This is a genomic window from Chitinophaga rhizophila, from assembly GCF_019492185.1.
Classification (GTDB): domain Bacteria; phylum Bacteroidota; class Bacteroidia; order Chitinophagales; family Chitinophagaceae; genus Chitinophaga; species Chitinophaga rhizophila.
On the sequence record NZ_JAICCF010000001.1, the window covers coordinates 476,315 to 502,274 of the forward strand.

Annotated in this window: 21 protein-coding genes; 11 read left to right on the forward strand and 10 right to left on the reverse strand. The window is 41.2% G+C overall.

Annotated features, from left to right (window positions below):
- Positions 1–401 precede the first annotated feature (401 nt).
- Positions 402–2,792 (reverse strand): outer membrane beta-barrel family protein, encoded by a 2,391-nt coding sequence (locus K1Y79_RS01700; RefSeq protein ID WP_220248268.1) that lies wholly within the window; start codon positions 2,790–2,792, stop codon positions 402–404.
- 1,351 nt (positions 2,793–4,143) lie between these two features.
- On the opposite strand from K1Y79_RS01700, the gene K1Y79_RS01705 reads away from it, so the two are divergent.
- From K1Y79_RS01705 to K1Y79_RS01730, 6 genes are all read left to right on the forward strand, one after another.
- Positions 4,144–4,701 carry an RNA polymerase sigma factor gene (locus K1Y79_RS01705; protein ID WP_220248269.1) on the forward strand — a complete coding sequence of 186 codons (558 nt, stop codon included), beginning with the start codon at positions 4,144–4,146 and terminating at the stop codon, positions 4,699–4,701.
- A gap of 103 nt (positions 4,702–4,804) precedes the next feature.
- The gene (locus K1Y79_RS01710) at positions 4,805–5,938 is read left to right on the forward strand and encodes a FecR family protein (protein WP_220248270.1); all 1,134 of its coding nucleotides are present in this window, start codon (positions 4,805–4,807) and stop codon (positions 5,936–5,938) included.
- Positions 5,939–6,064: 126 nt separating this feature from the next.
- Positions 6,065–9,430, forward strand: a complete 3,366-nt coding sequence (locus tag K1Y79_RS01715; protein WP_220248271.1) for a SusC/RagA family TonB-linked outer membrane protein — start codon at positions 6,065–6,067, stop codon at positions 9,428–9,430.
- 10 nt (positions 9,431–9,440) lie between these two features.
- A complete protein-coding gene (locus K1Y79_RS01720; RefSeq protein WP_220248272.1) occupies positions 9,441–10,931 on the forward strand; it encodes a RagB/SusD family nutrient uptake outer membrane protein in 1,491 nt (496 codons plus the stop codon).
- 7 nt (positions 10,932–10,938) lie between these two features.
- Entirely contained in the window at positions 10,939–11,400 is a 462-nt protein-coding gene (locus K1Y79_RS01725; RefSeq protein ID WP_220248273.1) for a hypothetical protein, read from the forward strand.
- A gap of 89 nt (positions 11,401–11,489) precedes the next feature.
- On the forward strand, positions 11,490–14,078 hold the full coding sequence (locus K1Y79_RS01730) for an alpha/beta hydrolase family protein (protein ID WP_220248274.1): 2,589 nt from the start codon (positions 11,490–11,492) through the stop codon (positions 14,076–14,078).
- A gap of 54 nt (positions 14,079–14,132) precedes the next feature.
- Here the strand turns inward: K1Y79_RS01730 and K1Y79_RS01735 are convergent, their stop codons facing one another.
- From K1Y79_RS01735 to K1Y79_RS01770, 8 genes are all read right to left on the reverse strand, one after another.
- The gene (locus K1Y79_RS01735) at positions 14,133–14,381 is read right to left on the reverse strand and encodes a hypothetical protein (protein ID WP_220248275.1); all 249 of its coding nucleotides are present in this window, start codon (positions 14,379–14,381) and stop codon (positions 14,133–14,135) included.
- A 260-nt stretch (positions 14,382–14,641) separates the two neighbouring features.
- Complete coding sequence (locus tag K1Y79_RS01740) at positions 14,642–14,887, reverse strand: hypothetical protein (RefSeq protein WP_220248276.1); 246 nt, start codon at positions 14,885–14,887, stop codon at positions 14,642–14,644.
- 294 nt (positions 14,888–15,181) lie between these two features.
- The gene (locus K1Y79_RS01745; protein ID WP_220248277.1) at positions 15,182–15,508 is read right to left on the reverse strand and encodes a helix-turn-helix transcriptional regulator; all 327 of its coding nucleotides are present in this window, start codon (positions 15,506–15,508) and stop codon (positions 15,182–15,184) included.
- Positions 15,509–15,906: 398 nt separating this feature from the next.
- On the reverse strand, positions 15,907–16,182 hold the full coding sequence (locus tag K1Y79_RS01750; RefSeq protein WP_220248278.1) for a hypothetical protein: 276 nt from the start codon (positions 16,180–16,182) through the stop codon (positions 15,907–15,909).
- 46 nt (positions 16,183–16,228) lie between these two features.
- Positions 16,229–16,495, reverse strand: a complete 267-nt coding sequence (locus K1Y79_RS01755) for a hypothetical protein (RefSeq protein WP_220248279.1) — start codon at positions 16,493–16,495, stop codon at positions 16,229–16,231.
- 226 nt (positions 16,496–16,721) lie between these two features.
- Positions 16,722–17,555 (reverse strand): SOS response-associated peptidase family protein, encoded by an 834-nt coding sequence (locus tag K1Y79_RS01760; RefSeq protein ID WP_220248280.1) that lies wholly within the window; start codon positions 17,553–17,555, stop codon positions 16,722–16,724.
- 6 nt (positions 17,556–17,561) lie between these two features.
- The gene (locus K1Y79_RS01765) at positions 17,562–17,990 is read right to left on the reverse strand and encodes a hypothetical protein (protein WP_220248281.1); all 429 of its coding nucleotides are present in this window, start codon (positions 17,988–17,990) and stop codon (positions 17,562–17,564) included.
- A gap of 157 nt (positions 17,991–18,147) precedes the next feature.
- Positions 18,148–18,903 carry a 4'-phosphopantetheinyl transferase family protein gene (locus tag K1Y79_RS01770; RefSeq protein WP_220248282.1) on the reverse strand — a complete coding sequence of 252 codons (756 nt, stop codon included), beginning with the start codon at positions 18,901–18,903 and terminating at the stop codon, positions 18,148–18,150.
- A gap of 241 nt (positions 18,904–19,144) precedes the next feature.
- Here K1Y79_RS01770 and K1Y79_RS01775 point away from each other — a divergent pair, with 241 nt between their 5' ends.
- The gene (locus K1Y79_RS01775) at positions 19,145–19,804 is read left to right on the forward strand and encodes a response regulator transcription factor (protein WP_220248283.1); all 660 of its coding nucleotides are present in this window, start codon (positions 19,145–19,147) and stop codon (positions 19,802–19,804) included.
- Here the strand turns inward: K1Y79_RS01775 and K1Y79_RS01780 are convergent.
- Positions 19,782–20,429: a LuxR C-terminal-related transcriptional regulator gene (locus K1Y79_RS01780; protein WP_220248284.1), complete on the reverse strand. Its 648-nt coding sequence runs from the start codon at positions 20,427–20,429 to the stop codon at positions 19,782–19,784. The genes K1Y79_RS01775 and K1Y79_RS01780 overlap by 23 nt on opposite strands.
- A 226-nt stretch (positions 20,430–20,655) precedes the next feature.
- Here K1Y79_RS01780 and K1Y79_RS01785 point away from each other — a divergent pair, with 226 nt between their 5' ends.
- The 4 genes from K1Y79_RS01785 to K1Y79_RS01800 are packed head-to-tail and all read left to right on the forward strand — an operon-like array spanning position 20,656 to position 25,953.
- Complete coding sequence (locus K1Y79_RS01785) at positions 20,656–21,123, forward strand: tail fiber domain-containing protein (protein ID WP_220248285.1); 468 nt, start codon at positions 20,656–20,658, stop codon at positions 21,121–21,123.
- Between the two features lie 2 nt (positions 21,124–21,125).
- On the forward strand, positions 21,126–22,538 hold the full coding sequence (locus K1Y79_RS01790; RefSeq protein ID WP_220248286.1) for a class I adenylate-forming enzyme family protein: 1,413 nt from the start codon (positions 21,126–21,128) through the stop codon (positions 22,536–22,538).
- A gap of 6 nt (positions 22,539–22,544) precedes the next feature.
- Complete coding sequence (locus K1Y79_RS01795) at positions 22,545–22,814, forward strand: acyl carrier protein (RefSeq protein ID WP_220248287.1); 270 nt, start codon at positions 22,545–22,547, stop codon at positions 22,812–22,814.
- Between the two features lie 4 nt (positions 22,815–22,818).
- Positions 22,819–25,953, forward strand: coding sequence for a non-ribosomal peptide synthetase (locus K1Y79_RS01800; RefSeq protein ID WP_220248288.1), 3,135 nt, complete (start codon positions 22,819–22,821; stop codon positions 25,951–25,953).
- Positions 25,954–25,960: the final 7 nt, after the last annotated feature.

Genomic DNA, 25,960 nt, shown 5'->3' on the forward strand with positions numbered 1-25,960 from the left:
TAATTCTACAACATAAGGACATCATAGTTTTCGAGAGGCAGACACCCTGATACCAGTGGTGTACTTGCAGTTAACAGACTTTTGTTTCACCTAATTTTCTATAAGCTTTTAAATAGCATGTACAATCCAATTCAATAAATTCAGATGAGTAACATATTCTCAAATGTTTTCAGCGCTCTGATATTTTGTAGATTGTTTAACGCGTGGTTACTTTTGCTGGTTATCAAACTCCAAACGGGTTACTAATGTTGTGTATAAATTCAGATCGGATATTTCATACGCCAATCTGAGGTAAATCACGCGTTAATTTTCTAAACTGATGAACGATGCGTTTTATAAATTGGGAGCAATGAAATTACAAATTTTTACTTTCCAGGCCAAAATTTTATCCATTTTATTAATCATTTGATACGCTTCTTTTCTTCTTTTAATCCGCTGTCTGTTGCAGACGGATTTTTCACGCGGCTGTTCCCAAACCTGTAAGTGAATGAGATCTTCACCTGTTGAGTTTCCCGTTTTCCCCGCCCGGTATTGGCAAGTCCACCAAAGTCTCGCCGCATCCGAAATTCGTAGGAATTAAAGATATCCGTTGCGCTCAGCTTTAACGCACCTGCACCTTTCAGCACCGATTTTTGTATACCGGCATCAATCTGCCACTGCGGACTGATAATGGCAGGTATATCCGGAAATTTTGAATTATAGAATCCTGTTAATTCAGCATTCCAGCCTTTCCCGAAGTTGAACGTATTACTTCCGGAGATGCTCCAGAAGTTATTAGACATACTCACTGGTACCCTGGCTGTTCCTGCCAGACCGGTAACACGCTGATGATAAAGTCCTACGGTATAATAAAAGGACCACCATTTCACAGGAGCCAGCTGTAAAGTAGTAGACAGGTTATAAGTATATTGATGAGCTATGTTAACAAATGTTTCAAACGTCTTCCCGGATTGTATTGTATCTCTGTAGCGTACTGAATAATCACGCAGATCTGTATAGCTGAAAGCAGTAATCAGGTACTTACGGAACACGTGTGATAACTTTGCAGTACTGGCAAATTGTGGCCGGAGGAAGGGATTCCCTTTTATATAGGATAGTTCGTCCAGGACAGTCTCAAAGGGATTCAGGTCCTGGTAAGCGGGTCTGTCCACACGTTTATTGAAAGACAGCTCCAGTGTATGCTGATCATTCATATTATAGGTAACCGCTACGTTCGGAAAGAGGTTCACGTACTGCGTATCGATTGACTGCAACTGTTTTCCTGTAATGAGATCGAGCACTCCTTCTGCGCGGGTAGCTTCAAGTCTCAGTCCGGCGTTAATACCCCACTTTTTCAGCTTGATACTATAGTTTATGTAGCCGGCATAGACATTTTCTTTATACACGAACTGATTGGTACGTGCAGTATCCGGGATCAGTTTCTCACCATTTGCATAAAAGTAGGATAGTGCATTGTCTGTCTTGGCCGCACTGACTTTAGCACCGGCGCTGAACAGGCCGCCCAGCAGTTGTTGCTGGTAGTCCACTTTTCCAGCCAGTACGTCTATGCGGGCAGCGCCGTAGCTCTGGAAAATAGTCGAGGATAGTGCGGTATTGTTTACATCGCGATAGATATTTGGCAGGTAATTGTCTTCATCCAGGTTATAATGAAGGTAACTGCCGGATGCGCTGAACTCTCTGCCTTCTTTTCCGGCGTACCGGTAATTGACGCTATAGTTCAACAGGTCACTGTTCTTATGTTCCCTGTTGCTGGCATATAATGTGGAATCTATATTGCCGGACGACTGGTAGATAGGCGTTGTGCTGTTAGCCCTGGTTTTTGTAGCCGGGATGTTACCATCGACAGCGATGCCCAAGGTGCTACGGCTACTCAGATTAAAGTCTGCGCCTGCCTTAAATGAGTGTATATCACTGTGAGTGACACCGCGGTATCGCTGGTCATAATTGGTTAGCTGGCCGAGACGGTTTTGCTGTAAACGGAAGAAGTCAATCATCCGCAGGGAGTTACCCGTAAAATAGTTATAGTTGCCATATACCGTAAACCTGTTAGCGCGGTATGTGAGATTCAGACCACCGCTATATTTGGGGTTATAAGAGCCGAAACCAAGCGTTAGATTGGCGTTACCATTAAAACCAAGGGCAGCGCCTTTCTGCGTTTTTATATTAATAATACCAGCATTACCGGCGGCTTCATATCTGGCTGAAGGATTCGTAATGATTTCGACGGTTGCGATATCAGCTGCCTGTATACTTCTGAGCAGGTTGGTGAGTTCTTTACCGCTAAGGGTAAGCTGTCGTCCATCCTGGTATACCTGCAAACCTCGTTTTCCGTTGATGATTATATTTTCATCCGTACCTTCGCGTACACCAGGTGATTTCAATAGCAGGTCATATAAGGTGCTACCGGTTGCAGTGATACTTTTGGCAACATTCATCACTACTCTATCGGTCTTCACTTCGATGGGTGGCGTTCTGCCTGCCACTACTACCTCATTCATCCAGTTCTCGGAAGCATACATTACTATATTGCGTACTGCGGTTGTGGCAGCAGCTGACTGAAGACGAATGGTGTCCCACTGATCTTTATAACCAATACATTTGGTATATATGTAATACCTTCCTTCGGCGATATCGCGAAGTGTGTACTTGCCGGCGCTGTCGGCTATAGCTATCCGCACATTGGAGGAATCATTCCAGGACAGCAGCGAGATACTTGCGTAAGCAACTGCCTGCTGCGAAGCTGCATCCTGCACCTGACCGGTGAGGGTTTTGTTTTGTGCAGTCAACTGCATGGAAAGCAGTAAAAAGAGACATGAAAGAAAACTGTTTATTGCTCTTCTATAATGGTTGTGGGCTGCTAAATCGGTAAAAATCTTTCTCATTATTAACGCTGTATCAACGGAATATCCTACTATTGGAATGCCATGAACGATAATGGAATTGCCGGTGACCGCCTTCACTCGAAGTAGTGGTTAACTGTCTTTTCATAAGTTGGAGACCTGCCGGGTAACATATCAGTTCAGGTTATTTTTTGCTGTATTTATTTCAGCAAGGGACTGATCCGCCAAAAGTAAATATTAATCTGAAATTACCAGATAATTTTATTCACGTCATTTCTACCACAAAAAGGGTACTAACTGCGGTAGTATTGCAGCCAGTATCACACTCATTGTCTGTGCTACTCACTTTCATGTTATCATGATACTAAATGACACGTTCAGTACCGTTTTTTCCGTGGCATAAAAACCGATATTTCACGGAGACGTCTGTAACATGTTCATTCATTTACTACAACCCACTTGCGCTGACGCTCAGTCTGTGCTATATGGGTTATAGTCCCAATATTTCAAAGAACTTACACCATGGGTCGTGCACCATCACTACTTTTACTACGATGACGCATGAACCCTTGTTATAAAGTATGCCTGACAACTATTAAACAGGCGGATAAATTGTCTGACGTTATTTACAAAACGCTTCATCCGCATGTGCTTTGCCTTTGTGAAGGTTCATCAGGATTACTATTGCAATGATAGGTCTTATGTGTTTTTGAAATCTGGCAATGTCCATAGGACGCCAAATCATGTGCACAGGACGCCAAATTGTGGTGTGAGGGAGGTGAAAATGGCTGAATTAAACTTGACGACAGGAGGGCTTAAGGCAGTCCGAAGCTTTTGATCTTACGTTGATCCTACGTTTATGAACGTAGGATCAACGTAAGATGGTGAAGAGTAAATCGTCCTGAAACAGGTTTACATGTAGAATAATCGGAAAATTTAAAAGTTATATTTCCCTGCAAAAAGTTTGACAAACATTCAGTTTATAATATGACACGCCTAAGTGCTTACTAACAACCTTGCTTGCTAATTACGTTGGCAATATGCATATCTATATCAGCTTTCTCAATGTGACAGCTGGCGAAGCGGTCCAGATGGGAATGTTTTTCTTCAAATAGCCAGAAATTCACTTCTGTTAACCTGGCATTAACAAAAAAAGAAACGGGATCAACTACATTTATGACAGCTTTTCCCTTGGTTTTACTAATAATCATGAATTGAATGGGTATGTCAGGTATTACCGGCAGACGCTGACAAAATGATATTAATTATCCCTGATAATTGTAAAACTAGCTAATAGTAGAATATGGGTGTTGTAGAATCTCTTACAGATGCAGAACTTGCTGGTCAGCTGCCGCATGCAGACAAGGCTGCCGTAAAAGAAATCTATATACGGTATAAGGAGTCATTGCTAAACTATGCCAGAAAGATGCTGGGAGATGATGATCTTGCGGCGGACACTGTTTCGGACGTCTTTGCCAATCTGCTTACCAATCAACAGCAATTAAAGATCAATACTTCACTTGAATCGTATCTTTATAGATCGGTAAAAAACAGTGTGCTTAATCAATTCGACAAAGAACAGCACAGGCAACGTTATGTCAATTCGATTAAAGAGTTTTATAGCAGGGGCACACATGCCACTGATGAACTGATCATCGAACGAGAGCTTAAGCACCGGATCGAAAACGCAGTAGCCGCGTTTCCCCCCAAAATGCGGGAGATATTTGACCTAAGCAGAAAAGAGCATCTATCCCGCAAAGAGATTGCGCAGGTAACACGTGTTACTGAAGGGACGGTCAATACGCAATTAAACCGGGCGCTGAAGATTCTTCGCTCTAAACTCACCTCAATTCTTTTCTGATAATTTTTTTTACAGGTTTGTATACATATTGTTTCAGTCAACTGTCTTACTCACATAACAGCGATTATAAAACTTGTGATAAAGACTTTGGAGTGAGTTTATCATGACTGAAAAGGAAGTAGCAGCACTTTTAAAAAAATATGCCGCCGGCCAATGCACTCCGGAGGAAGAAGCGTTCATGGACAAATGGTATGCAGATCTTGAGAATCGACTACCTGATCAAGTCTTTGACCACTCTCCTGCTGCACACGAAAACATCTGGCAGCGTGCATTAGAAAAATCCGGTGACCGGCCTTCAAACCGGAAGCCCATCTATTTGTGGGCAGCGGCTGCTGCAATAGCTATGATCATTGCCATCAGTATCTGGTATTTTCATATTCCAAGGGTTACACCTGACACAGGTAATACACAGGACCTGTATGCCTACAATCAGGCTAATGACAGACCTGCCGGCCGCCATAAAGCGGTGCTTACACTTGCAAACGGTAAAGAGGTCATCTTAAATGATAGCAGTACCAATACCATCAAGGAGCAACATGGTGTAACAATCACTAAAAACAGTAAGGGACAACTGGTATACACCATCAGTAGTGGTTCAGCCGACACCAGAGCTGCATACAATACTATCACTACGCCTAACGGGGGTCAATATGAAGTGTTTCTGCCAGATGGCAGTCATGTGATACTGAACGCGGCGACTACGCTGAAATACCCGGTCACCTTCAGCAAGAGGTTCCGTCAGGTACACCTGAGCGGCGAGGCATACTTTGAGATCCGGTCAGACGCATCCAGGCCATTCCTGGTGATCTCCGGCACTCAAACAGTAAAAGTCCTGGGCACACATTTCAATATTTCCTGCTACCCACACGAATCCGTGACAACAACACTCGCTGAAGGTAGTATCCAACTCACTAATGGCCATCTGCTGCCCAAGATACTGCAACCAGGTCAACAGGCTACGCTGACTACGGATAACTGGCAGGTCACACCAGTAGATCCCAGCGATGTCATCTCCTGGAAAGACGGCCTGTTCGTATTCCGACATACACCTGTAAAAAGTGTGCTGCAACAACTCTGCCGCTGGTACGATGTTGAAGCGCCAGATACTGAACTACCTGATATTACATTCGATGGAGAAATACCAAGAGACCAGCCATTATCTGAATTATTGAATGTCATCGCCGAAAATAGTCATGTGAAATTTAAAATAACTGGAAGAAAAATCATTCAACAATAAAAACACACTAAAGGAATAAAAGCAATAGTTCCACGTATATCAGGAACTGTACAAAAACCAACGCTTACTAGTTAATTAACTGCACCAACGTAATTCAAATTAGTTCACTACTAACAATGTAATGTTATGAATTATTGCTACCAACGCAATGAGGGCCAGCCATTTCCCCCATACCGGCCAGCCATCCATAAGCTTTTACTGATCACAAAGCTTCTCTTCATCTGTACCATCATCAGTATACAGGTTACAGCCGCTACTTATGCGCAAAAGATCACTCTGCACTACGAAAACGCCCCCCTACGCGACGTACTGCAAAGTATCCGCAAACAAACAGGCTACTACTTCTTCTTTGCCTCAGAATACCTGGAAAAAGCTACACCTGTTTCCGTATCACTTACTAATGCCACACTGGAAACGACCTTAAGTACTGTATTCAAAGGTCAGCCGTTTGAATACGCCATAAAAGGTAAAATGATCACCGTCAGACCAGCACCACCATCCACCGTTGATAAGGTAGCCAATTTTTTTTCGGTGATCACGGTACGTGGTAAAGTAACAGATGAAGAAGGCAATCCACTGCCGGGAGTTACCGTGATCCTGAAGGAAGAAAGTGGGAAAATGGCAGTGACAGATCAGCATGGGAATTTTTTGTTTGATGGTGTGCCGGATAAAGGGACGCTGGTAGTGAGGATGATTGGTAGAGAGACGAAAGAGGTGGGGTATACAACAGAAAAGCAATTAAAAATAATACTTAAAGAAACAGATGCAAATTTAAAAGAGATACAAGTTGTAGCATATGGTACAGTAAGAAAAGAGTTTAACACGAGTAATGTCAGTGTGATATCGGCAAGAGATATTCAGAATCAACCTGTCACTAATGTTCAACTTGCATTGTCAGGCAGGGTACCTGGCTTGTTTATAAAACAAGGATCAGGCATTTCAGCAAGTAGTGTTGACGTTACAGTTCAAGGCAAAAATTCCATTGGTAATGGCAACGAACCTTTTTACGTAATCGACGGTATTCCCTACACTGCACAGTTCACAAATGCATCATTGATGGAAGGCGCAATTGCTGGTTTAAGTGGCAGCGCTTTAAACCTAATCAACCCGGCAGACATTGAAAGTATTTCTGTGCTGAAAGACGCTGACGCAACGGCCATATACGGTTCAAGGGCAGCAAACGGCGCAATATTAATAACCACCAAAAAGGGAAAAGCAGGAAAAACCCAGTTAGATATAAATATCCAGAATGGATGGGGCAGGATAAGCAAAATGTATGATTTGCTAACTCCCGAAGAATATCTCACTATCAGAAAAGAACAATATATTAATGATGGACAACCTATACCAACATTGGGATCTGAAGTCAATTGGACTAACTATGATTTAAGTGTTTGGTCACCCAATAAATACAATGACTGGCAAAAACAACTTGTCGGGGGAACTGCCATGTTAACAAATATACAAGCATCCCTATCAGGAGGAAACGCAAATACACAGTTCCTGACGAGTTATGGATACATTCGGGAAACGACAGTATATCCAAACAAGCTTTCTAATAAAAGAGGGAATGTTCATTTCAATCTAAATCATAGTTCATCCAATAACAAATTTAAATATACGCTAAGTGCTACTTACCTGCAAGGAATTAACACCTTGAATGACGAAGACTTAATGAGAAGCGCGATTATTTTAGCCCCAAATGCTCCAGACATGTATAATGCGGACGGATCTATCAATTGGGCACCGGCTCCGCAAAATCCCGGATTTTACACCCACACTGTCAATCCAGCGGTATATATAGGCAAACCATTCGAGGGAAAAACCAATAATCTACTTGCTAATAATAATATAGGATATGAAGTTGTTCCAGGGCTTATTATAAAGGGATCATTTGGAATTAATCGAATTAATGGCGAAGAAACGAAATTAAGCCCCCTGACTCTTTTTAGACCGGATAATCCTGACAAGATCCGGTCAGCTCGTTTCTTATCTAAATCAGTCAACTCATGGATTGCCGAACCTCAAATTACCTATAATAAAGTAACAAATTTCGGAGTACTGGACTTGCTCATAGGTGGCACCGTTCAACAAACAAATTCTAACATTCTTCAGCAAATAGGATCAGGGCATTCAAGTGATGCGCAGCTAAAAAACATAGCCGCAGCACCGCAACTTGATGTTGATATAAATGTAGCTTCCAAATATAAGTACAACGCACTATTCGGAAGACTTAATTATAGACTGAGAGATAAATATATATTAAATCTTACGGCTAGAAGAGACGGTAGCAGTCGTTTCGGACCGGAAAACAAATTACATAATTTTTATGGCATTGGCGGTGCCTGGCTATTTGGTAAAGAGGAAATTATTAACAGTGATTTGCCTTGGTTGTCATTTGGAAAAATAAAGATTAATTATGGGACCACTGGAAACGATCAAATCAGTGACTATAGATATTTAAGTCTGCTGAACAACTATTATACTAATATACCATATTTAGGTACAAGCGGTATATATCCAACTAACATTTCTAATCCATATTTACAATGGGAGGAGACTCATAAGTTTAATTTAGGACTGGAAATGGGTTTTCTCGAAGACAAACTATTTCTAACCGCAAATTATTTTAGAAATAGATCTTCCAATCAACTACTTCTTGAAGATCTGCCCGCTACCACAGGTTTTGGTAACATAGATCGTAATTTCCCTGCAGTTGTGCAAAATACAGGTATAGAAATGCAGCTGAACGCTAAAGTAATTTCTAACAGCAGATTTAACTGGCGGAGCTCCGTAAATATTACACTTCCAAATAACAAATTGATTTCGTTTCCTAACCTTGAAAATTCAACATATGCGGACCGCATGGTCGTTGGCAAATCATTTTCGTTAGCGAAAGTTTATAAATACATGGGTGTAAATACCAATACTGGCCTATACGAGTTTATGGGAGCTGACGGTAAACCTACTTCAAATCCTAGTCCGTTTACCGATCGGACAGAACTCATTGACATGAATCCAAGATTTTATGGTGGCTTCAATAATACTTTTGAATATGCCAGGTTTACATTAGACGTTCTTTTTCAGTTCACGAGTCAAAATGGTATTGCCGACAGATTTGGGAACTATGCCGGTTATGTCAATTCCAATCAACAAAGATACATACTAGATCGTTGGCAAAAAGCAGGGGATGTGGCCTCAATACAAAAAATTTCCTTAAGCGGTGATGCCATTGTAGCGTACGATGCTGCACTTAATAGTGATAAAAGTTTTTCAGACGCATCATATATAAGATTGAAAAATTTCGCATTATCATACACTATTTCGGAAAAACTAATGAGAAAATTCAATATAAGCCGGACTAGAATATTTATTCAGGGGCAAAATTTGTGGACCTATACCAAATATATCGGCCTTGATCCAGAAACTCAGGCGACTGGTTCTATACCACCACTAAGAATGGTTAACGCAGGATTTCAATTAACGTTTTAATTATGAAAAGATGGATAAGAAAAAGGGACTCATTAAACTTCTAGGAGGGCATTTACTGATGCTGGTTATTAGCATCGTCCTTCTATTTGGTGCATGTAAGAAATTAGCTGAAGTCGATGCCCCAGATACTAGTACGAGTACAGACAACGTATACAAAGACAACAGTACAGCCTCAGCAGTATTTATTGGCCTCTATGCCAGAATCAGCCAAAAATTCTTCAATGGTGGCCTTGCCTCGTTCTCTGTTTTTGGCGATCTGTCTGCAGATAATCTTACTTTATACGACGTCAATTCAAGCCGGCACTCTACTCGCTATTATACAAATGATCTTGACCCCAAATATCTCGATGAAGGTCAGACCTATTGGCACACATGTTATGATCTACTATATACAATAAATGATGCCATCATTAAGTTGTCTGCAAACGAACATCTCGACAAATCTGTGAGTACAAGGCTTCTGGGAGAAGCCTACTTCCTAAGATCATTCTGCTATTTCTATCTTGTAAATTTCTATGGAGATGTGCCACTTATTCTCACCACAGATCCAGAGACAAACGCCAAGGCGGCTAGGACACCTGCTTCAATAATATACGATCAAATGATAACCGACCTTTCAGAAGCAGAAAGACTACTGACTATTGACTATGTAGGTGCAGATGTAACTCAATTCACAATTGAACGTGTCCGTCCAAATCTTGGTGCTGTTAACGCACTTCAGGCTAGAATCTTTCTAAATCAAAGGGACTACAATTCGGCAGAGGCAGCAGCAACCAAGGTCATTTCAAATTCCATTTACTCGCTTACTACTTTGGAAAACACATTTTTAAAGAATAGTTCTGAGACGATATGGGGATTACAGTCTGTGACATATGGTATAAACACATTTGCAGGACGATATTTGCTGCTTCCGGAAAGTGGACCAGACGGAGGCGACTATAATTTATTCCTCTCGAACTCCCTTATTCATCACTTTGAACCCGGCGACCAAAGAAAAATATCTTGGATTGATTCGGTTAAAAAAGGCGGATCCTACTATCACTATCCAACCAAATACAAGATCCCCGTTATCCCCGGCTCAGCTAATATTGGGGAATATGATATTGTACTACGACTTTCCGAACAATTCTTGATACGTGCCGAGGCACGAAATGAGATTGGTAATACGAATGGCGCTATAGAGGATGTAAATACCTTACGCAGTAAACGTAGAGCTCCAGTAACTGACGATATAACGCAACCGCTACCGCCCATTAGACAGAATATAAGTAAGGTATTACTCAGACAAATCCTTCTTAATGAACGGCGCTCCGAACTATTTACAGAATGGGGTCATCGATGGTTTGACATGAAACGGACAAATATTATTGACTCCGTAATGAGTAAGCATGCATTGGGAAAAGGGGCATCTTGGAAAAGTTACAAATCCATTTTTCCGATTCCATCTCGGGAAATATTGTATAATAAATCAATCACACAGAATCCTGGATATTTAAATTAAACAATAAATGAAAAAACTTACCATCTTAATTTTTTGGTTACTGCCATCTCTTTCTTTCGCACAAACCATTACAGATACAACTCACAGACAAGAAGAAAAGAAAGATTGGCCTAGCATTGTTAATCAGCATATTAATAACATTGAACAAAACGGTTTAGATACCGCAGGCTTAGGTAAAGTCATGTTAAACAATATGGTCTATGATATTATTTTTATGCATAGTGATGACTCATCAGCTATTAAAAAAGGTTTGGAATACATGACTATCTTATTAAAATCCAATCCAGAAGAGGATGCCTGGATTGACACATACGCCGGACTACTATATAAGATAGGTCGGAAAAAAGAGGCAATAACACAACAGCAAAAGGCCCTTACTATTGCAGAATCCCAGAAGGCAGATGATCGGGTTAAGATTTATAAAGAAAACATCCAAAAAATGAAGAAAAATATCCCAACCTGGCGATAAATAGAGCAATTGTTGACAACTCAAAATGGAAAGCAGTTCGCAGTGAGCCTACTTAAATTTATACATTGCTCAAAACATAATATAAACTAATGAGATACTTGATTATATGCCTATTCTACAGTTTGTTCCAACCTGTCTTACTATCAGGGCAAAAACGACCGATAAATGATACCACCTATAAAAACTGGAAAGAGGTGCGATATGGTGTAATTAGTGATGATGGTGAATTTGCTGGCTACACAATTATTAATGAGCCTTCCCAAAAAAGTACGTTCGTAGTAACATCAACCGATAAAACCTGGGAAAAGCGGTTTATTGATGTTTCAAATACGCACTTCAGTTCGGACGGTAAATATTTATTTGGGATTAGACAGGATTCGCTTCTTCGGCAAAAACTCAGATCAGATATTTTTACAATATTACCGTATTGCTCAAACTATTCATTGGTTTCTAAAAATCGATCAGAATGGCTTGTGTACAAGAAAATAACAGCTGACAATACAATTATTATTGAAAATCTTAGGACAGGTAAAACTAATTCAATTCCTGGAGTACTTGACTTTATTGTAAACAATGAATGGGCATGTATCCTCTACAAAAGAAAAACAGACAATGATTCGACAGAAAATTTGTTTCTTCTCGATTTAGTATCAGGAATAACAAAAAGTATCGCAAAAACAGCAAACACAAACAACTTCATATTTGACAAATGCGGGGATCGACTGGCATTTACAATCGGAAATACAGAAATAAAGCGCATCGGGATATACAACAGACGTGATAACACCTTGAAAACCGTTTCTGATAGTGCAATTGCTATTAACAAAACTTTTTCAACAGATTTCTGGCAGTTTACTTCTGACTGCCGTGGAATATTCTTTACACAAAAAGAAAAGTCTATAAATAAGCATGTCACTAGCAATGCTAAATTCAAAGTATGGAATTATAAAGATGCATATCTACCTGGCGACTACGACGCAAAAAAAGCTTCCATCAAAAATGGGCAAAATCTTTCAGTTATTGATATCAGCAGCCTGAGCATCCGTCAACTTCTTCAAGGAAATCAAAAGATCAACCACATGCCGAAGCAAACTGATGTTTTTTTTGTTAAATCTTCATACGGACGAAGTATTGAAGTACCTTGGAATAAGGATCTGTTTCCAAGTTATTTCCTGTGTCATAGTAAAACTGGAAAAATTGACACAATAAAGCATCAAAGCAAATATGAAATCAGTGTATTCGGATTTTCTGAAAATAATGATTTTTTCGTCTATTACGACACAGAATCAAAGCAATACATTAGTTTCAACTGTAATACGGGTAAAAAAAGTATCATTGGAAAAGACATACCTGAGGTCCCTTTTGATAATATTGAATACTATGATGAGACGGAAAAAATTGCATTGGCAGGGATTAATGGATGGGCATCCAATAGCAATAAAGTAATTATTCGTGGGAGGTACAATATATGGAGTGTTGATCTTAACGGAAAAGAAAAGTCAACAAATTTAACTTCGATGTGCTCCTCGAATGGAAAGACCGTTTTTAAACTCAGTGATGCAGAAAGTAACATTGATCTAAAAGAAAATATTCCCATCACATCATACGATTATGCCACCAGAGCTACGACATTCTATACTCTAAATTTAAAAAAGCAACTATGCAAGAAAATATTCCATACAACAGATTATCTGGTCGAGCCATTCAGCTATCCATACACTCGTTTTTTAAAAGCTAAAAATGCAGATAAATATATTTTTGTTACTGAACATTCAATGCGCTCATCCAACTACATATTCACAGATAACTTTGAAACATTCGATACACTTTCAAATGTAAACCCCCAATTAGATTATAACTGGCTAACTTCAGAGATCATTAAATATAATGACGCAGATGGTAAACAATGCGAGGGTATTCTTTATAAACCCGAAAATTTTGATCCAAGGCATAAATATCCCGTCATTATCAACTACTATCTTGATCAAACTACACGGTTCAATAAATACATATCACCTGAACCAGAGAATACTGGTTTTAATATTCCATTGCTATTGAACGCTGGTTATTTAGTTGTGAGGCCAAATCTCTATATAGAAAGATCGAAACCAGGTGAATCTGCCTTAAAAAGCGTGCTGGCGGTAACTGAATACTTATGTAAACAGACATGGATAGATAGCACAAAACTAGGTATACTTGGCCATAGTTTGGGAGGATACTTCACAAACTACTTTATTACAAATTCAAATCGATTTGCTGCAGCAATTTCAGAGGCGGGAGTATCTAACATGATTGACGGAGTAACCGGAATGTGGGGTGATAGAGATTCTCAGGCTGATTATTATATTGAAGGCCCTCCCAGAATGATGGTTGAATTACACAATGCTCCCGACGCATATATCAAAAACTCTCCCATATTGTCCACCGATAAAGTTTCTACTCCATTATTGTTGATCCATAATAACAATGATAGTGCAGTTCCAGTCATGCACAGTAAACAACTGTTTATTCAATTGAGACGGCAAGGGCTACCTGTATGGTTGCTTCAATATGAGGGAGAGACTCATATTGTTGATGACGAAGAGAATACACTAGATTTACAGCAGAAAGTATTGCAGTTTTATAATTATTTACTTAGAAATGAGCCAATGCCACAGTGGATGAACATGCACATCTGATACCAAATTAATAGAAGGGTACCAATTGATATTGAGTACCCTTCCCATGAATTATTACAAACCTCTGTAATAAGGTACTGATCTCGTCACAATTGCACTATAGGATGTGGTCGCGTAAGCCGTACCTGCATATGCTCCAAAACCAGGAGCAGTTGTTGCATATCTAATAGTTAGTGTTGCTGGCTGATTTGCGGTTGTGGCGTAGTAAATGCTTGAATTTAACCTCGTCGCATTAAATGCAAATGTGCCACCAGCGACGGCAAACAGAGCAATTGCTATCAATGTAAATTTCGCTTTTTCCATATTGTATGTTATTATCAACGGATATTCTACCGCTATAAGCTAATTTATCAGAATGAAGGATTACAGGAAATTCACCGTTACACCTCTTCAATATGAGGAAACACATATTCTTGCTGACTGCAGAAATGGATCAGATTTACAACAGAGAGTATGGCAGTATAATATTTGCTTTGGAATGAATTGATTTTACAGTAGCTGCCAAACCTAAATGTAGTAAAAAAACGGGGACTCAATTAACTCTGAGTCCCCTTCTACCATTACTACAGACCTCTATAATAAGCAGTAGTTTTTGTAACAACAGAACTATAGCTTGTCGTAGCATACGCCGTTCCTAAGTATTGGCTACCAGGAGCAAGCGTGGCTGAGCTTATAGTCAGCGTAGCTGGCTGGTTTGCAGTTGTTGCATAGTATATACGTTGATTCAACCTTGCTGCTTTAAATGCAAATGCACCACCTACTACAGCAAACATAGCGATTGTCGCTAACGCAAATTTAGCTTTTTTCATAAAATAAGTTTTTGTGTTTTTGATTTGTAGACCCCTACTCTGTTCAAGGGTTTTCGGGTACCCCCTTTTTTTGGCCAAAATATGGTGATCGCTTTTCCGGCACTTACGGCGACACGTTTACTTTCGCCGAATCATTAGGCTGAATAAGCATTATGATTTAAAATTCGTTTAGGTGGAAGTCTGGGTTAAACAAAGGTTTTCGTTTTCGTTACTCTACTAAGTTAATGCACTACATTCAATCAAACACAATAAATCGCTTATCAAAAAAGTCGGGTAGTTTAATTGAATAATTGATCACTGCTTATGCACTTCAGGCGGAGTCTTATGAACCCGCTTAAATGCACGGGAAAAGTTCCCAATATGCCTGTAACCAAAATGAAGAGCTGTTTCCTTTACTTGTTTCCCTGCTTTTAAATACTCCCGTGCCTTATGCATACTTACCTGCAGCTGATATTGGTGTATAGGAACACCAAAGTGCGCTTTAAAGGCAGCCTTCAGGGTAGTCGGTTTGATATCAAAATGTAGACTTAACTCTGCTATCGTGAAGCGTTTTTCGGGAAGCGATGCGATGTAGGCACCAATCGATTTGATTCTATTCGGGTTAATTCGCTTTATTGGCATATGATAAGGTTAACCTGGTGTCTTGGTGATAATCAGCATATCGAAAGTGTATGCTGTCAAAACACGAACAACTGTTAAAAAGTAGCCACAAATCTAAAAACTCTCCTGACCCGACACTTAGGAGATAGCATATACATTTTGGATATGCTGGCAAGAAACCAAAAAGGCACTGCTATGAGCAGCGCCCTTCCTATATAGTATAATAAAGCAGTTATTTTGTGTTTCCGCCGCACATTCCTTTCTGAAAGTAGGCACCTAATGCTCCTCCAGGATAATTTATTTTATAGTTGATGTAATATCTACATTGATCCCCTACGTATGACATCTGTAAAACATCGGATATGCCATTACGATATTTGATAACGCCGGTAACATTAGACTTACCATGCCTACACTGTTTATAACCCCGGATGTTCATTAATTATTGCCGCAGCAAGTTGCTGCTCAGGAATTTCTATTCCTGCAGGCAAACGGTGTTTATCGGTAACTCTAAACTGACCATCTTTGTCTTTCTGCATATGAAACCTGATTCGCTGTTTCTGATCAGGAAGACTGAAATAAACCTGGAACAATTGCAACACCTTAATATTCATTGAGGTAAATTCAAATAATGTAGATTGCCCGTTTATGTCAGCATTAGTAGTAAAATTATGTGGAAATATTCTATCCATCACACGCGGTATTATTCAGGTATTGAGGCCACAAATTTATAGCATTTTTTTATTCCTCCTTTACAAAAGGTTTTAAGATGAGATCATACAGGCTTTCATGTACGAGATAGAAGCCTTCAATTCTACTTTGCGGCGGGCGCTGCTCTCTGTTCTCCCACATATATGGGAAGCTACGATTGTTAATGGCTTTTTCAGCAGTTTCCTTAAATTGATATGCGTTGGTCATATGTGTGTTAGGTGATATGACCTGGTTGTTCGTGCAATGAAAATACATCAACCTAAAGCGGTAGCGCTTATTTTCCTCTTCGCGTTCCATAATACTGATTATAGCTGACGGCAGCTTGCTTAATTTGACGGCATAGATTAATGATATGGGCATTCTTGCTGATTCCCATTCACATGACAATGTCAAAATTACTAAATTATTTAGTACGTCATAATTTAAGAGGCTGGTTAACGAGCAGATAACATTTATGGATTTGTTTTGTAGATGAATATCTATCCCTGCTAATGTAAGCTTACGTCAGCTTGATGGGTATGAGTTATCCTGCCTTTTGCAAATTAGTAATGAACACTTTGCTGATGTCAATAGGTTGATCGTTACCTAATGGCGGCAACCCTGGCCAGGTCCATGCTGCATCTTTCAATTTGCCATCGGGACGCTGCTGTCTGCCTGTAAGCGTGTGCACTGTATAATAAGAGAGATCCTCAGCAGGTAACCGGTAATTAATGATCGCCTTAAAATCGCCGAAGGTTCTTGTGGGAGATACCCATTGTTTCGCCATCTCTAATGGTACAAAAAGCGGCATCCTATGCTTGTTTTCTCCATGATTGTGGATATAGCGCATCGTCTGATTGGCTTCCGTAGTGATCATCGCAAAACCAGACACTTTAATCCGCTGTCCATTCGGCTGTATAGTCTCGTAAACCTGATAGATACCAGGAATGTAAAAATATTCCTCCTCTGGCTGGTGATTTGTGTTTATTGCATAGGGTACATGACTGCTCCAGGTGTCTATGTGCCGGTGCTCATATATCCTGGTGGCTGGTATAAGTACAGGATTTTTAACAAGGCCCTGATTGTGCCAGAAGGAATCGGGATCAAGCAGCTTTTCCTGGCGTGCATTTACCATACTCAATCTCCTTCTATGAAAAGCAGTTTTGTCGGTCTCAAATATGGGGTGTACTCCCCACTCCATTTCACCCAATAAAAGGCGCTCCTTATGACGCACAATCACATCGGCAGATTGAAAAGCATTGGCATTAACAAGTGTCTTCTGCTCGACACTGAATTGTAGCTGTTTCACATTCTCAAGTTCCGGAAAGAGATCAGTAATCAGATCTATCTCCCCATTCTGCGATATCATTCTGCACATATTCAATCATTTTATGATGTCATAAAAAAGAACGCCGATTGTTTGCTTTTCGTAGCTATAAGTGCCATAAAGCTGACCGGCCTCTACACGGATATCAAAAGCAAAGTTGCCACGATAATGCTCCTTAGAGTACTTTTGCACCTTCTCGGCATACGTCTTAACAAGTTTCCTCCGTGCATCTCTATCCCTGGTAGCACTGTAAAAAAACTGATATCCTGAGTCAGGATGACAAAGGTCTTTTAGTTTCTTCATATTAGCTACTGCCTTCAAATCCAGCACTTTGCCTTCACCAGCATCCAGAACACCTACATGTCTTTGTGCCAGCTCCGGATGCGGATAAGCTGTGAGCATAAAGCCTTTACCATTTGATATACCTGGCCAACGAAAACGTTGGGCAACTACCCAACTCCTTCCAGCCCGGATAAGGATGTCCATAAATACAGGTGTTATCCTCTCAAATGGATTATATGATGCTGAAGTATTGATTATTCCCCTTTTAGCAAAAATACTAAATAAATTAGTAGCATTATGGTTGTGACTGGTACGTATGCTTTGCGCGGATGGCTGTGGTACCTACGCCCGGAGTCTTTTCCTAATAGAATAACAATAACCCGGCACCTGCTGAAACATCCTTCTGCCAGGTGACAATATCAATACCTGTTCCTGCGGGAATCACCAGGGAAAAAACATAACTGTTCTCTATAATTACAATAGCCTTGTACTGGGGAAAGTTGACAAATGACAATAGTAAAGCCTGTTCATAATAAACCATCGATTGAACACGTAGTAAGTCAAAGCCGGCAGATAGCCCGGTTCTGATAATCTTGGATAATGCTTCCCTTGCAGACCAGATCACGGTATTACCTATTGAAGCATCAAGTCCCAGCTGGCTTGTAAGGTCAACTTCCCATGGCGACATCACACGCCGTAGCAGATCGCCATTGGCGACCTTGATCTTTTCAATATCTATACCCAGCGGATGAGCTTCAGAAAAAGCAATGGCGATGGCAAATGGAGGGCTATGACTAATAGATACCTGTAGATTATCCATCCCAATACCATACACCACCGGAAAATTAAATACACCTTTCGCAATATTTATTGCTGCCGGAGCGACATGTGGGGTCAAACCAGACAATGCTGTCTTCGCAGCACATCTTCCCAGCAGAAAACTATTGCGGCGAGCAGGCGTTTGCAACTGCAAGTAGCGTTCCTTCTCCGATGGATGTAACAATGTCAATGGAGGATTTCCCACAGCAATTGACATTATTGCCAGGTCATTTCTTCCTGGTCTTCGCAAGCAAATTTCCTGTTTACTTGCCATAAACGAAGAACTGATCTTAGTCATTATTACCGCAGTTTATGCAGATACCCGGTGTTTTAAAAAATTGAATATCAGCAAACAGTGAGAACTACCTTGAAAAACTATATATCAGCTGTCTACCGTTATACGCCCAAAGTGCTGAAAACAGCAGCCTGCATGAAATGCAGAATTAATGTTAAAATAGCCTCCTACACCTTTATTTTTAAGCATTTTTTTATAATTTATTGCAGTCCGGTGCCACTTTAGTTAACTAATAAGATAACCCATGAAGCAGACCCTTCAAAATACCATCCGCATAGGAATCATCCACGAATACGCAATGGTCAGAACATTACTGAAAGATTATCTATCTGAGCAGGCTAATTTTGAATTACATGCCGTTTGTGACAGTACCCAGCAATTTATGGAACATGCAGCGTCCCAGCGTATTGATGTATTGCTCTTTGATTATAGCCTGCCATCTGTCAAAATAGCTGATGAACTACGACACATTAAAAGTGAACTTCCCGGACTAAGGATTATTCTGTTATCTGCTGAAAAACATATTACTCCGGACGGGAACCTGCTTGCAGAATATATATCCGGTTATGCAAGCGCTGCAATATCCCCGGAAGATCTGTTTGATATGATCCGCCGTGTTGCAGAAGAAAGACTACTCATCAGTCAACAATCTGCCCCCTCAAATACGCCGGCCCAGCTGACTGAAAGGGAAATAATGGTATTACAGATGTTGTGGGAAGAAAAGACTAATCGTGAAATAGCAGAGAAACTTTTTCTCAGTGTTAAATCAATTGAAAAAATGAGGTTGGACATCAAAGAAAAATTGTCTGCGCACTCACTTATCGGTATGCTGAAAAAAGGTCTGGAACGCCAGATAATCAGCATAGGCGAAGAAAAGCAAACTACCTCATCCTGTTCAGAATAGCGTATTTTAATAGTCCTACTGATGAATTGATCCCAAGCTTTTTCCTTACATCAGATTTAAGTTTTTCCACGGAACTTTCACAAAGACACAGGTGATCAGCGATCTGCCTGTTGCTTTTCTCTTCCCATAATAGTTGCAGCAGCATTTCACCTCTATCATCCAGCATTGGCTCCTGGATGGGTTTATGTATATGTTCTTCCCTTTCGAGGAGTATTGTTTCTGTCAATAACCGGTTACGATACAGCTTCCTGGCAGACGCACTCTCTATAGCAGCTAGTACCTGCGCGGGATCTTCCGATTTTCCTACGCAGGCAAGTACATTACCGCAAATCAGACGATGAAGCGAGGCGAGATCCGTAGCGCCAGCCAGTAATACAAACCTGGTATCCGGCATCTCCTGTTTCCAGGTCTGTAAATGATGCTGAATAGTGCCAGTATTACAAAGGTCGAGCAGGACCACATGAATAGATGAACGGCTTGCTTGTATTGCAGACAGCAATTGGGTCAATGACGGATATTGAGCTGCTACATAAATGTACTCCTGTGATGCCAGGTAATATCCCAATACCTTACGGAAAAGGGTATTCTCACTGACGATGGCAGTACTTATTATTCTGGGAGGCATAGATAGCGGGTTAAGTCCTTTAACAGTTATTTTCTCACAACTTGGAATACTTACTTCTAATATAATTCATCCTGGTCAGAAATTTAAACAATTAGTATAATCCGTAAAAAAATTTCCGGTTATTCCTAATAGGTAAATCAGCCTGTTATTTAGTTTTGTAACCGGCACGATGGCTGTTAACTCAATACACCTGTAAAGTCTTAACCCAATATCCCTGTAAAACATTATGGAAGCATTAATTGACAGTCTGAAGAAACTGGAAGATTCAACTACCTATTTTTTAGAGGCATTACAAGGTAAAACCCTGGAATTGGTAATTGATTCTCAATCAGAAGAACAATCAGGATATGCCTGCATGATTAAAAGAGTAGTAAAGCTGCATTTTCAGGGTGGCGCACATCCGATGCTGTATTGCGAAAGCAATCTGTATAAATCAGCATTAACACCACAAGAATATGACCTGCTGACCAACTCCCTGACACCAATTGGAAAGGTGTTTACTCAACTTAATGATGGAACAGTTATCACTAAGAAAAATATTACAGTGACTACCGGCAATGACGGGCGTATCGCTGCTATTATGAATGTAAACGGAGGCATGTTCTGGAAGAAAGAATATGAATACTGGGTAGGTAGCAGGCATATAGGTTTTATCATTGAGTACTTCAGCGAAGAATCACTCAAAAGACAATAAGCATGATGAGAAATGACTTCCTGGTTCCGCCTGCAGCTTTGCATAGTAGCATCACTGACGAGCACCGGACCCTGCGATATGCCGCTATCTCCGATTACATGGAGCAACTGCATATTTTTTTCGTGCAGCATCAGCTAAATACCAGTAATTGTATTGCATTAGCTTTGCAAAACAATATTCCTGGCGTTTGCCTGCTACTATATTTGCTGCAACAGCAGCAGAACTTTTTCATATTAAGTAATCACACCGCTGCAGGTAAGAAGCTGCCTCCCTTTTGCGATATTGTATTGAACGTACGGGATCATAAAGAAGTATTTTTTTCACCTGCTGATACAATATGTATTGAGAACAACCCATATTACATTGCGCAGGAAGATTTACTGCCGGCAACGGCACAGGCAATATTTTCCTCTTCCGGCACTACAGGCACGCCAAGATATATTTGTTTTGAGCAGAAAACATTACTACTGAACGCCGCCAATATTGTTGCAAGATTTCAGTTGACCGATAAAAACAAAGTGCTTATTCCTGTACCCATCAGTCACATGTATGGCCTGGGAGCTGGGTTGTTGCCTGCACTACTGGCAGGCGCGGATGTATGTCTTGCGGAACGAGGTAATGTAGTAAACCTCCTTTCTCAACTCAATACCTTCTTACCTGATACGGCATTTCTGACGCCGGCAATCTGTAAAATGCTGCTGGTACTTAATAAAGATATATCGCACCGAGGAAGGTATGTTACCGCAGGGGAAAGAATCTCAAAAGAGACCTTTAACGCATTCCAGGCACGTTACGGCACGCTTATTAATCTCTATGGATCTACGGAAATGGGAGTAATCGGAACTACTCCTGTTCCCGAGAAGGGGCAATTTGCAGTTGCCGACATTATTACCCCCTTACCACAGGTAAGTATCCGCTTTGCAGATATAAATACCGGTGAAATAAGTGTCCGGCACAATGCCCCCTTTAGTGGCTACATCCATATAACAGATGATCGAATGACTGCGCAGCCCTTTACAGATAGCTGGTTTGCCACCCGGGATATGGGTAGCCGTAAAAACGAGGACGGATTTATGGTCGCAGGTCGCATAGATCTATGTGTTAACCGGAATGGATTCCTGATCCCCCTGCAGGAGATTGAAGCGCTGATCAGTGAAAACCTGGGCAACACAGGCAAGGTAATCGTGGTGGAAGGTCAGGAACATGCTGATACCCCCCCCTTACTTGCTGCCTTCCTAGAAGCTGCACCGGGAGAAACATTGAACACCTCCGGTATACGATCTGCATGCATGCGGAAAATGCCTGCTCATCTCGTACCGGAAGTATTTACAGTATTAGATACGCTGCCTGTTCTGCCAAATGGCAAAACAGACTACACCTTTCTGACAAAGAATTTCTCAGCTCTTATTAAATAATCTCACATGGAAACAATTGCATTAGACTCCATTAAATCCAAACTGAAAGAAATTATTGTTGATGATCTGAATATCAATCTAACAACTGACCAGATCAGGGATGATATGTCCTTATATGAGGATGGGATTGGACTTGACTCTATTTCGATCGTCAATTTCATCGTAACAATTGAAAAAAGATTCGATATCCAGTTTGGTGAAAACGAAATATCCTCCCGTCTGTTCAGCAACATCAACAGTCTGGCTGAATTTATTGCCGGCAAAGCTAAAGACTAAGCTAATGATGACCAGTATAACCTCCAGCCCTGCTAACAACACAGCTTCTATAGTAACCTTGTTCCGGGAACAGGCTGCCTTGCATGCAATACGTACTGCTATCTGTGATGACAAAGGGGAATTGACTTACCAGGAACTGGATGACTACTCCGACCGGATAGCCGCCAGATTACTGGAAGCCCAGGTTAGCCAGGGACAGCTTATATGCATCTGCATGCCAAGAAGCGCTATGCTGGTAACGGGCATCCTGGGTATCCTCAAAGCAAATGCAGCGTATGTACCGATTGATCCCTCTTACCCGGTAGAGCGAATCAGGTTTATACTGGAAGATACCGGCACTCCTATTATTGTCACGGGCAGCCAGGTACCGGCTAACCTATCCCTGGCCATTGCTGACAGTCCGGTAGAACTGGTACAAATACAACCAGATCTCCTGCCGTCAGCTGTAAAAAAGCTTGTGCACACTGCACCAGATGCAGCAACACTGGCTTATGTAATGTATACTTCTGGTACTACAGGAAAGCCTAAAGGAGTAATGATAAGGCATGGTAATGTGGTTAACCTTGTCAGCAACATAGATTATGTCAGGTTGGATAAAGACAGCCGGCTCTTATCCACTGGCTCACCAGCATTTGACGCCAGTACCTTTGAATACTGGGGTATGTTGCTGAATGGCGGATTACTGGTACTCAGCAACGAAGACAAGTTACTGGACCCTGTACGAATGAAGATGACCATCCGTCAGCACAATATTAATACCATGTGGCTGACATCCAGCTGGTTAAATCAGCTGATAGATACAGACATGGGAATATTTGAGGGACTTGAATTTGTTCTTGCAGGCGGAGAAAAGTTATCTGCCCATCACATCCGGTTGCTACTGCATGAGTATCCACAATTGCAGGTTATCAATGGCTACGGTCCGACGGAGAATACTACATTCTCTCTGACTTACCGTATACCTTCCTCATCAATACCAGACAATATTCCTATCGGTACGGCATTGCCCGGCCGTACCGTATACCTTCTCAATACAGCGGGCAACAGCTGTACCCAGGGGGAGACAGGTGAAATATATGTAGGAGGCGCTGGTGTAGGCGAAGGTTATCTGAATCAACCAGCTCTTACTGATACGCGCTTTTCACCTGATCCGTTTTCAAACATCCCAGGTTCCAGGATGTATAGAACCGGCGATCTGGGACAATGGCTACCAGACGGTAACGTCGTTTTTCTTGGGAGGACAGATAATCAGGTGAAGATAAGAGGCTTTCGTATTGAGCCAGGGGAAATAGAAGCAGTATTACTGCAAAGTGGACTAGTACAGCAGGTAGCCGTCGTTTGTCAACATATTGATACGCGGAAGTATCTTACCGCATATATCGTACCTGCTGACAACTACATACAGGAAAAAGCCGTAACCATACTTGCAGGTACGCTGCCGGAATACATGATACCCAGGGCTTGGATGACTCTGCCCTCAATGCCGCTAACCACTAACGGGAAAATTGATATCAGGGCACTGCCGGTTCCAACTGCGCCCACCTTTAATGAAGACTATATTCCGCCCAAAAATGAAACGGAGCAGCAGATAGCTGCACTTTGGGAACAATTACTGGAGATATCGCCCGTAGGAACACAGCAGACTTTCTTTGAGCTGGGTGGATATTCGCTGATGCTGATAGAACTATACAATAAGTTCTCAGCAACATTCAATGCTAATATTCCTTTCGATATTTTATTCAGCGATCCTACCGTAGAAAAGATGGCGCAATGGCTGCTCGAACAAAAACTGACCAATAATGACCATGCAGGAAGCGACCTGGCAGGCTTCACAACAAATGGAGTTACGTTCACCCAACGTAATTTCTTTATCAGGAACAGACTGAATCCGGCAGAGTCTTTTCCCAATTCCGGCATTGTATATGAAATTACAGGAATGCTGGATATAGTTAAACTTAACCTGGCATTTCAACAGGTCATCGCACTAAATGAAAGTCTGCATACCAGCTATGCAATCCACGGACGTGAGGTAATTCATACTGTACAGGCTCCTGAACAATCTTTTTCAATTCAAACTATAGTAGCTGAAACAAGCAGTATTGACACGCTGGTACATCAACTCACTACACCCTTCAATTTTGGGGAAGCCCCTCTGATCAGGGTATTCCATATTGAAATGCCGGATGAGCGGCAGTACCTGTATGTAGATATGCCACACATTAATTCGGACGGCACATCGCTGAACATCATTATACGAGAGGCCGCCAACATGTACAATGGAGAAAAGCCTGAAGAACGGAAAGCACAATTTTCCAGCTTCAGACAATTTCTACACAGATACCTCAACAGCAAACAGGTAGAGCAGGATGCATTTTTCTGGAAGGAACAGTTCCGTCAACCAGTACCCCTACTTCAATTACCACCAAGGGCCGGTAATTATTCCGGGGTACAACGACAAGGTACGAGCATGGTAGTAGCATTCCCATCTGACCTGAAAACCAGATTGGACAACTTCCTGCAAGGAAAAAAACTCACCGCATTCCAACTGATGGTCAGCACTTATACCCTACTGCTTCATCAACTAACAGCCAATACCGACATTGCTGTGATGGTACCCGTGTTTAACAGAGGTCAGAAAGGGTTTGATCATATTGTAGGGTTACTGGCCAACAAACTGGTGATCCGGCTAACGGTAGGTACAGAGATAACCGTCAGGGAGTTTCTGGAAAACAGTAGGGAAACGCTGATCAATAGCATGAACCATCAGCAGTATCCGTATGAGCTGTTGCATGATGCATACGCCGCAATGGGCCATGACCCGAAGAAAATACCACTTTCACAGACCTTCTTCAATTATCTGTACTTCCCACAGACCTATACATTAAAAGACGCATCGCTAAAGTTACATATCCAGGAGAAATTTAAAGAGGTATTACCTATTTCTTTGGAAGTGACGGACAACGGAACCGAGCTATACTTGCGTGCGCTGTCATCCGCCGGTTATTTCAACAAGGAGGAATTGGCCCAGTTAGCAAAAAGATATATGGAGCTGTTGGATAAAGTTATAACCAGCGACAATACAACGATTAGCTCCTTGTTACAGACACCCATACTTGAAAGTACCATACAAACAGTTTAACAACTAC

What these genes read in the sequence shown, in the direction of transcription:
- K1Y79_RS01760 (WP_220248280.1), bottom strand. Translation starts at nt 17,555, where the DNA reads ATGTGCAGAATGATATCGCAGAATGGGGAGATAGATCTGATTACTGAT.
- K1Y79_RS01755 (WP_220248279.1), bottom strand. Translation starts at nt 16,495, where the DNA reads ATGGAACGCGAAGAGGAAAATAAGCGCTACCGCTTTAGGTTGATGTAT.
- K1Y79_RS01765 (WP_220248281.1), bottom strand. Translation starts at nt 17,990, where the DNA reads ATGGACATCCTTATCCGGGCTGGAAGGAGTTGGGTAGTTGCCCAACGT.
- K1Y79_RS01700 (WP_220248268.1), bottom strand. Translation starts at nt 2,792, where the DNA reads ATGCAGTTGACTGCACAAAACAAAACCCTCACCGGTCAGGTGCAGGAT.
- K1Y79_RS01705 (WP_220248269.1), top strand. Translation starts at nt 4,144, where the DNA reads ATGGGTGTTGTAGAATCTCTTACAGATGCAGAACTTGCTGGTCAGCTG.
- K1Y79_RS01710 (WP_220248270.1), top strand. Translation starts at nt 4,805, where the DNA reads ATGACTGAAAAGGAAGTAGCAGCACTTTTAAAAAAATATGCCGCCGGC.
- K1Y79_RS01725 (WP_220248273.1), top strand. Translation starts at nt 10,939, where the DNA reads ATGAAAAAACTTACCATCTTAATTTTTTGGTTACTGCCATCTCTTTCT.
- K1Y79_RS01745 (WP_220248277.1), bottom strand. Translation starts at nt 15,508, where the DNA reads ATGCCAATAAAGCGAATTAACCCGAATAGAATCAAATCGATTGGTGCC.
- K1Y79_RS01735 (WP_220248275.1), bottom strand. Translation starts at nt 14,381, where the DNA reads ATGGAAAAAGCGAAATTTACATTGATAGCAATTGCTCTGTTTGCCGTC.
- K1Y79_RS01770 (WP_220248282.1), bottom strand. Translation starts at nt 18,903, where the DNA reads ATGACTAAGATCAGTTCTTCGTTTATGGCAAGTAAACAGGAAATTTGC.
- K1Y79_RS01795 (WP_220248287.1), top strand. Translation starts at nt 22,545, where the DNA reads ATGGAAACAATTGCATTAGACTCCATTAAATCCAAACTGAAAGAAATT.
- K1Y79_RS01775 (WP_220248283.1), top strand. Translation starts at nt 19,145, where the DNA reads ATGAAGCAGACCCTTCAAAATACCATCCGCATAGGAATCATCCACGAA.
- K1Y79_RS01800 (WP_220248288.1), top strand. Translation starts at nt 22,819, where the DNA reads ATGATGACCAGTATAACCTCCAGCCCTGCTAACAACACAGCTTCTATA.
- K1Y79_RS01740 (WP_220248276.1), bottom strand. Translation starts at nt 14,887, where the DNA reads ATGAAAAAAGCTAAATTTGCGTTAGCGACAATCGCTATGTTTGCTGTA.
- K1Y79_RS01730 (WP_220248274.1), top strand. Translation starts at nt 11,490, where the DNA reads ATGAGATACTTGATTATATGCCTATTCTACAGTTTGTTCCAACCTGTC.
- K1Y79_RS01790 (WP_220248286.1), top strand. Translation starts at nt 21,126, where the DNA reads ATGATGAGAAATGACTTCCTGGTTCCGCCTGCAGCTTTGCATAGTAGC.
- K1Y79_RS01715 (WP_220248271.1), top strand. Translation starts at nt 6,065, where the DNA reads ATGAATTATTGCTACCAACGCAATGAGGGCCAGCCATTTCCCCCATAC.
- K1Y79_RS01785 (WP_220248285.1), top strand. Translation starts at nt 20,656, where the DNA reads ATGGAAGCATTAATTGACAGTCTGAAGAAACTGGAAGATTCAACTACC.
- K1Y79_RS01780 (WP_220248284.1), bottom strand. Translation starts at nt 20,429, where the DNA reads ATGCCTCCCAGAATAATAAGTACTGCCATCGTCAGTGAGAATACCCTT.
- K1Y79_RS01720 (WP_220248272.1), top strand. Translation starts at nt 9,441, where the DNA reads ATGGATAAGAAAAAGGGACTCATTAAACTTCTAGGAGGGCATTTACTG.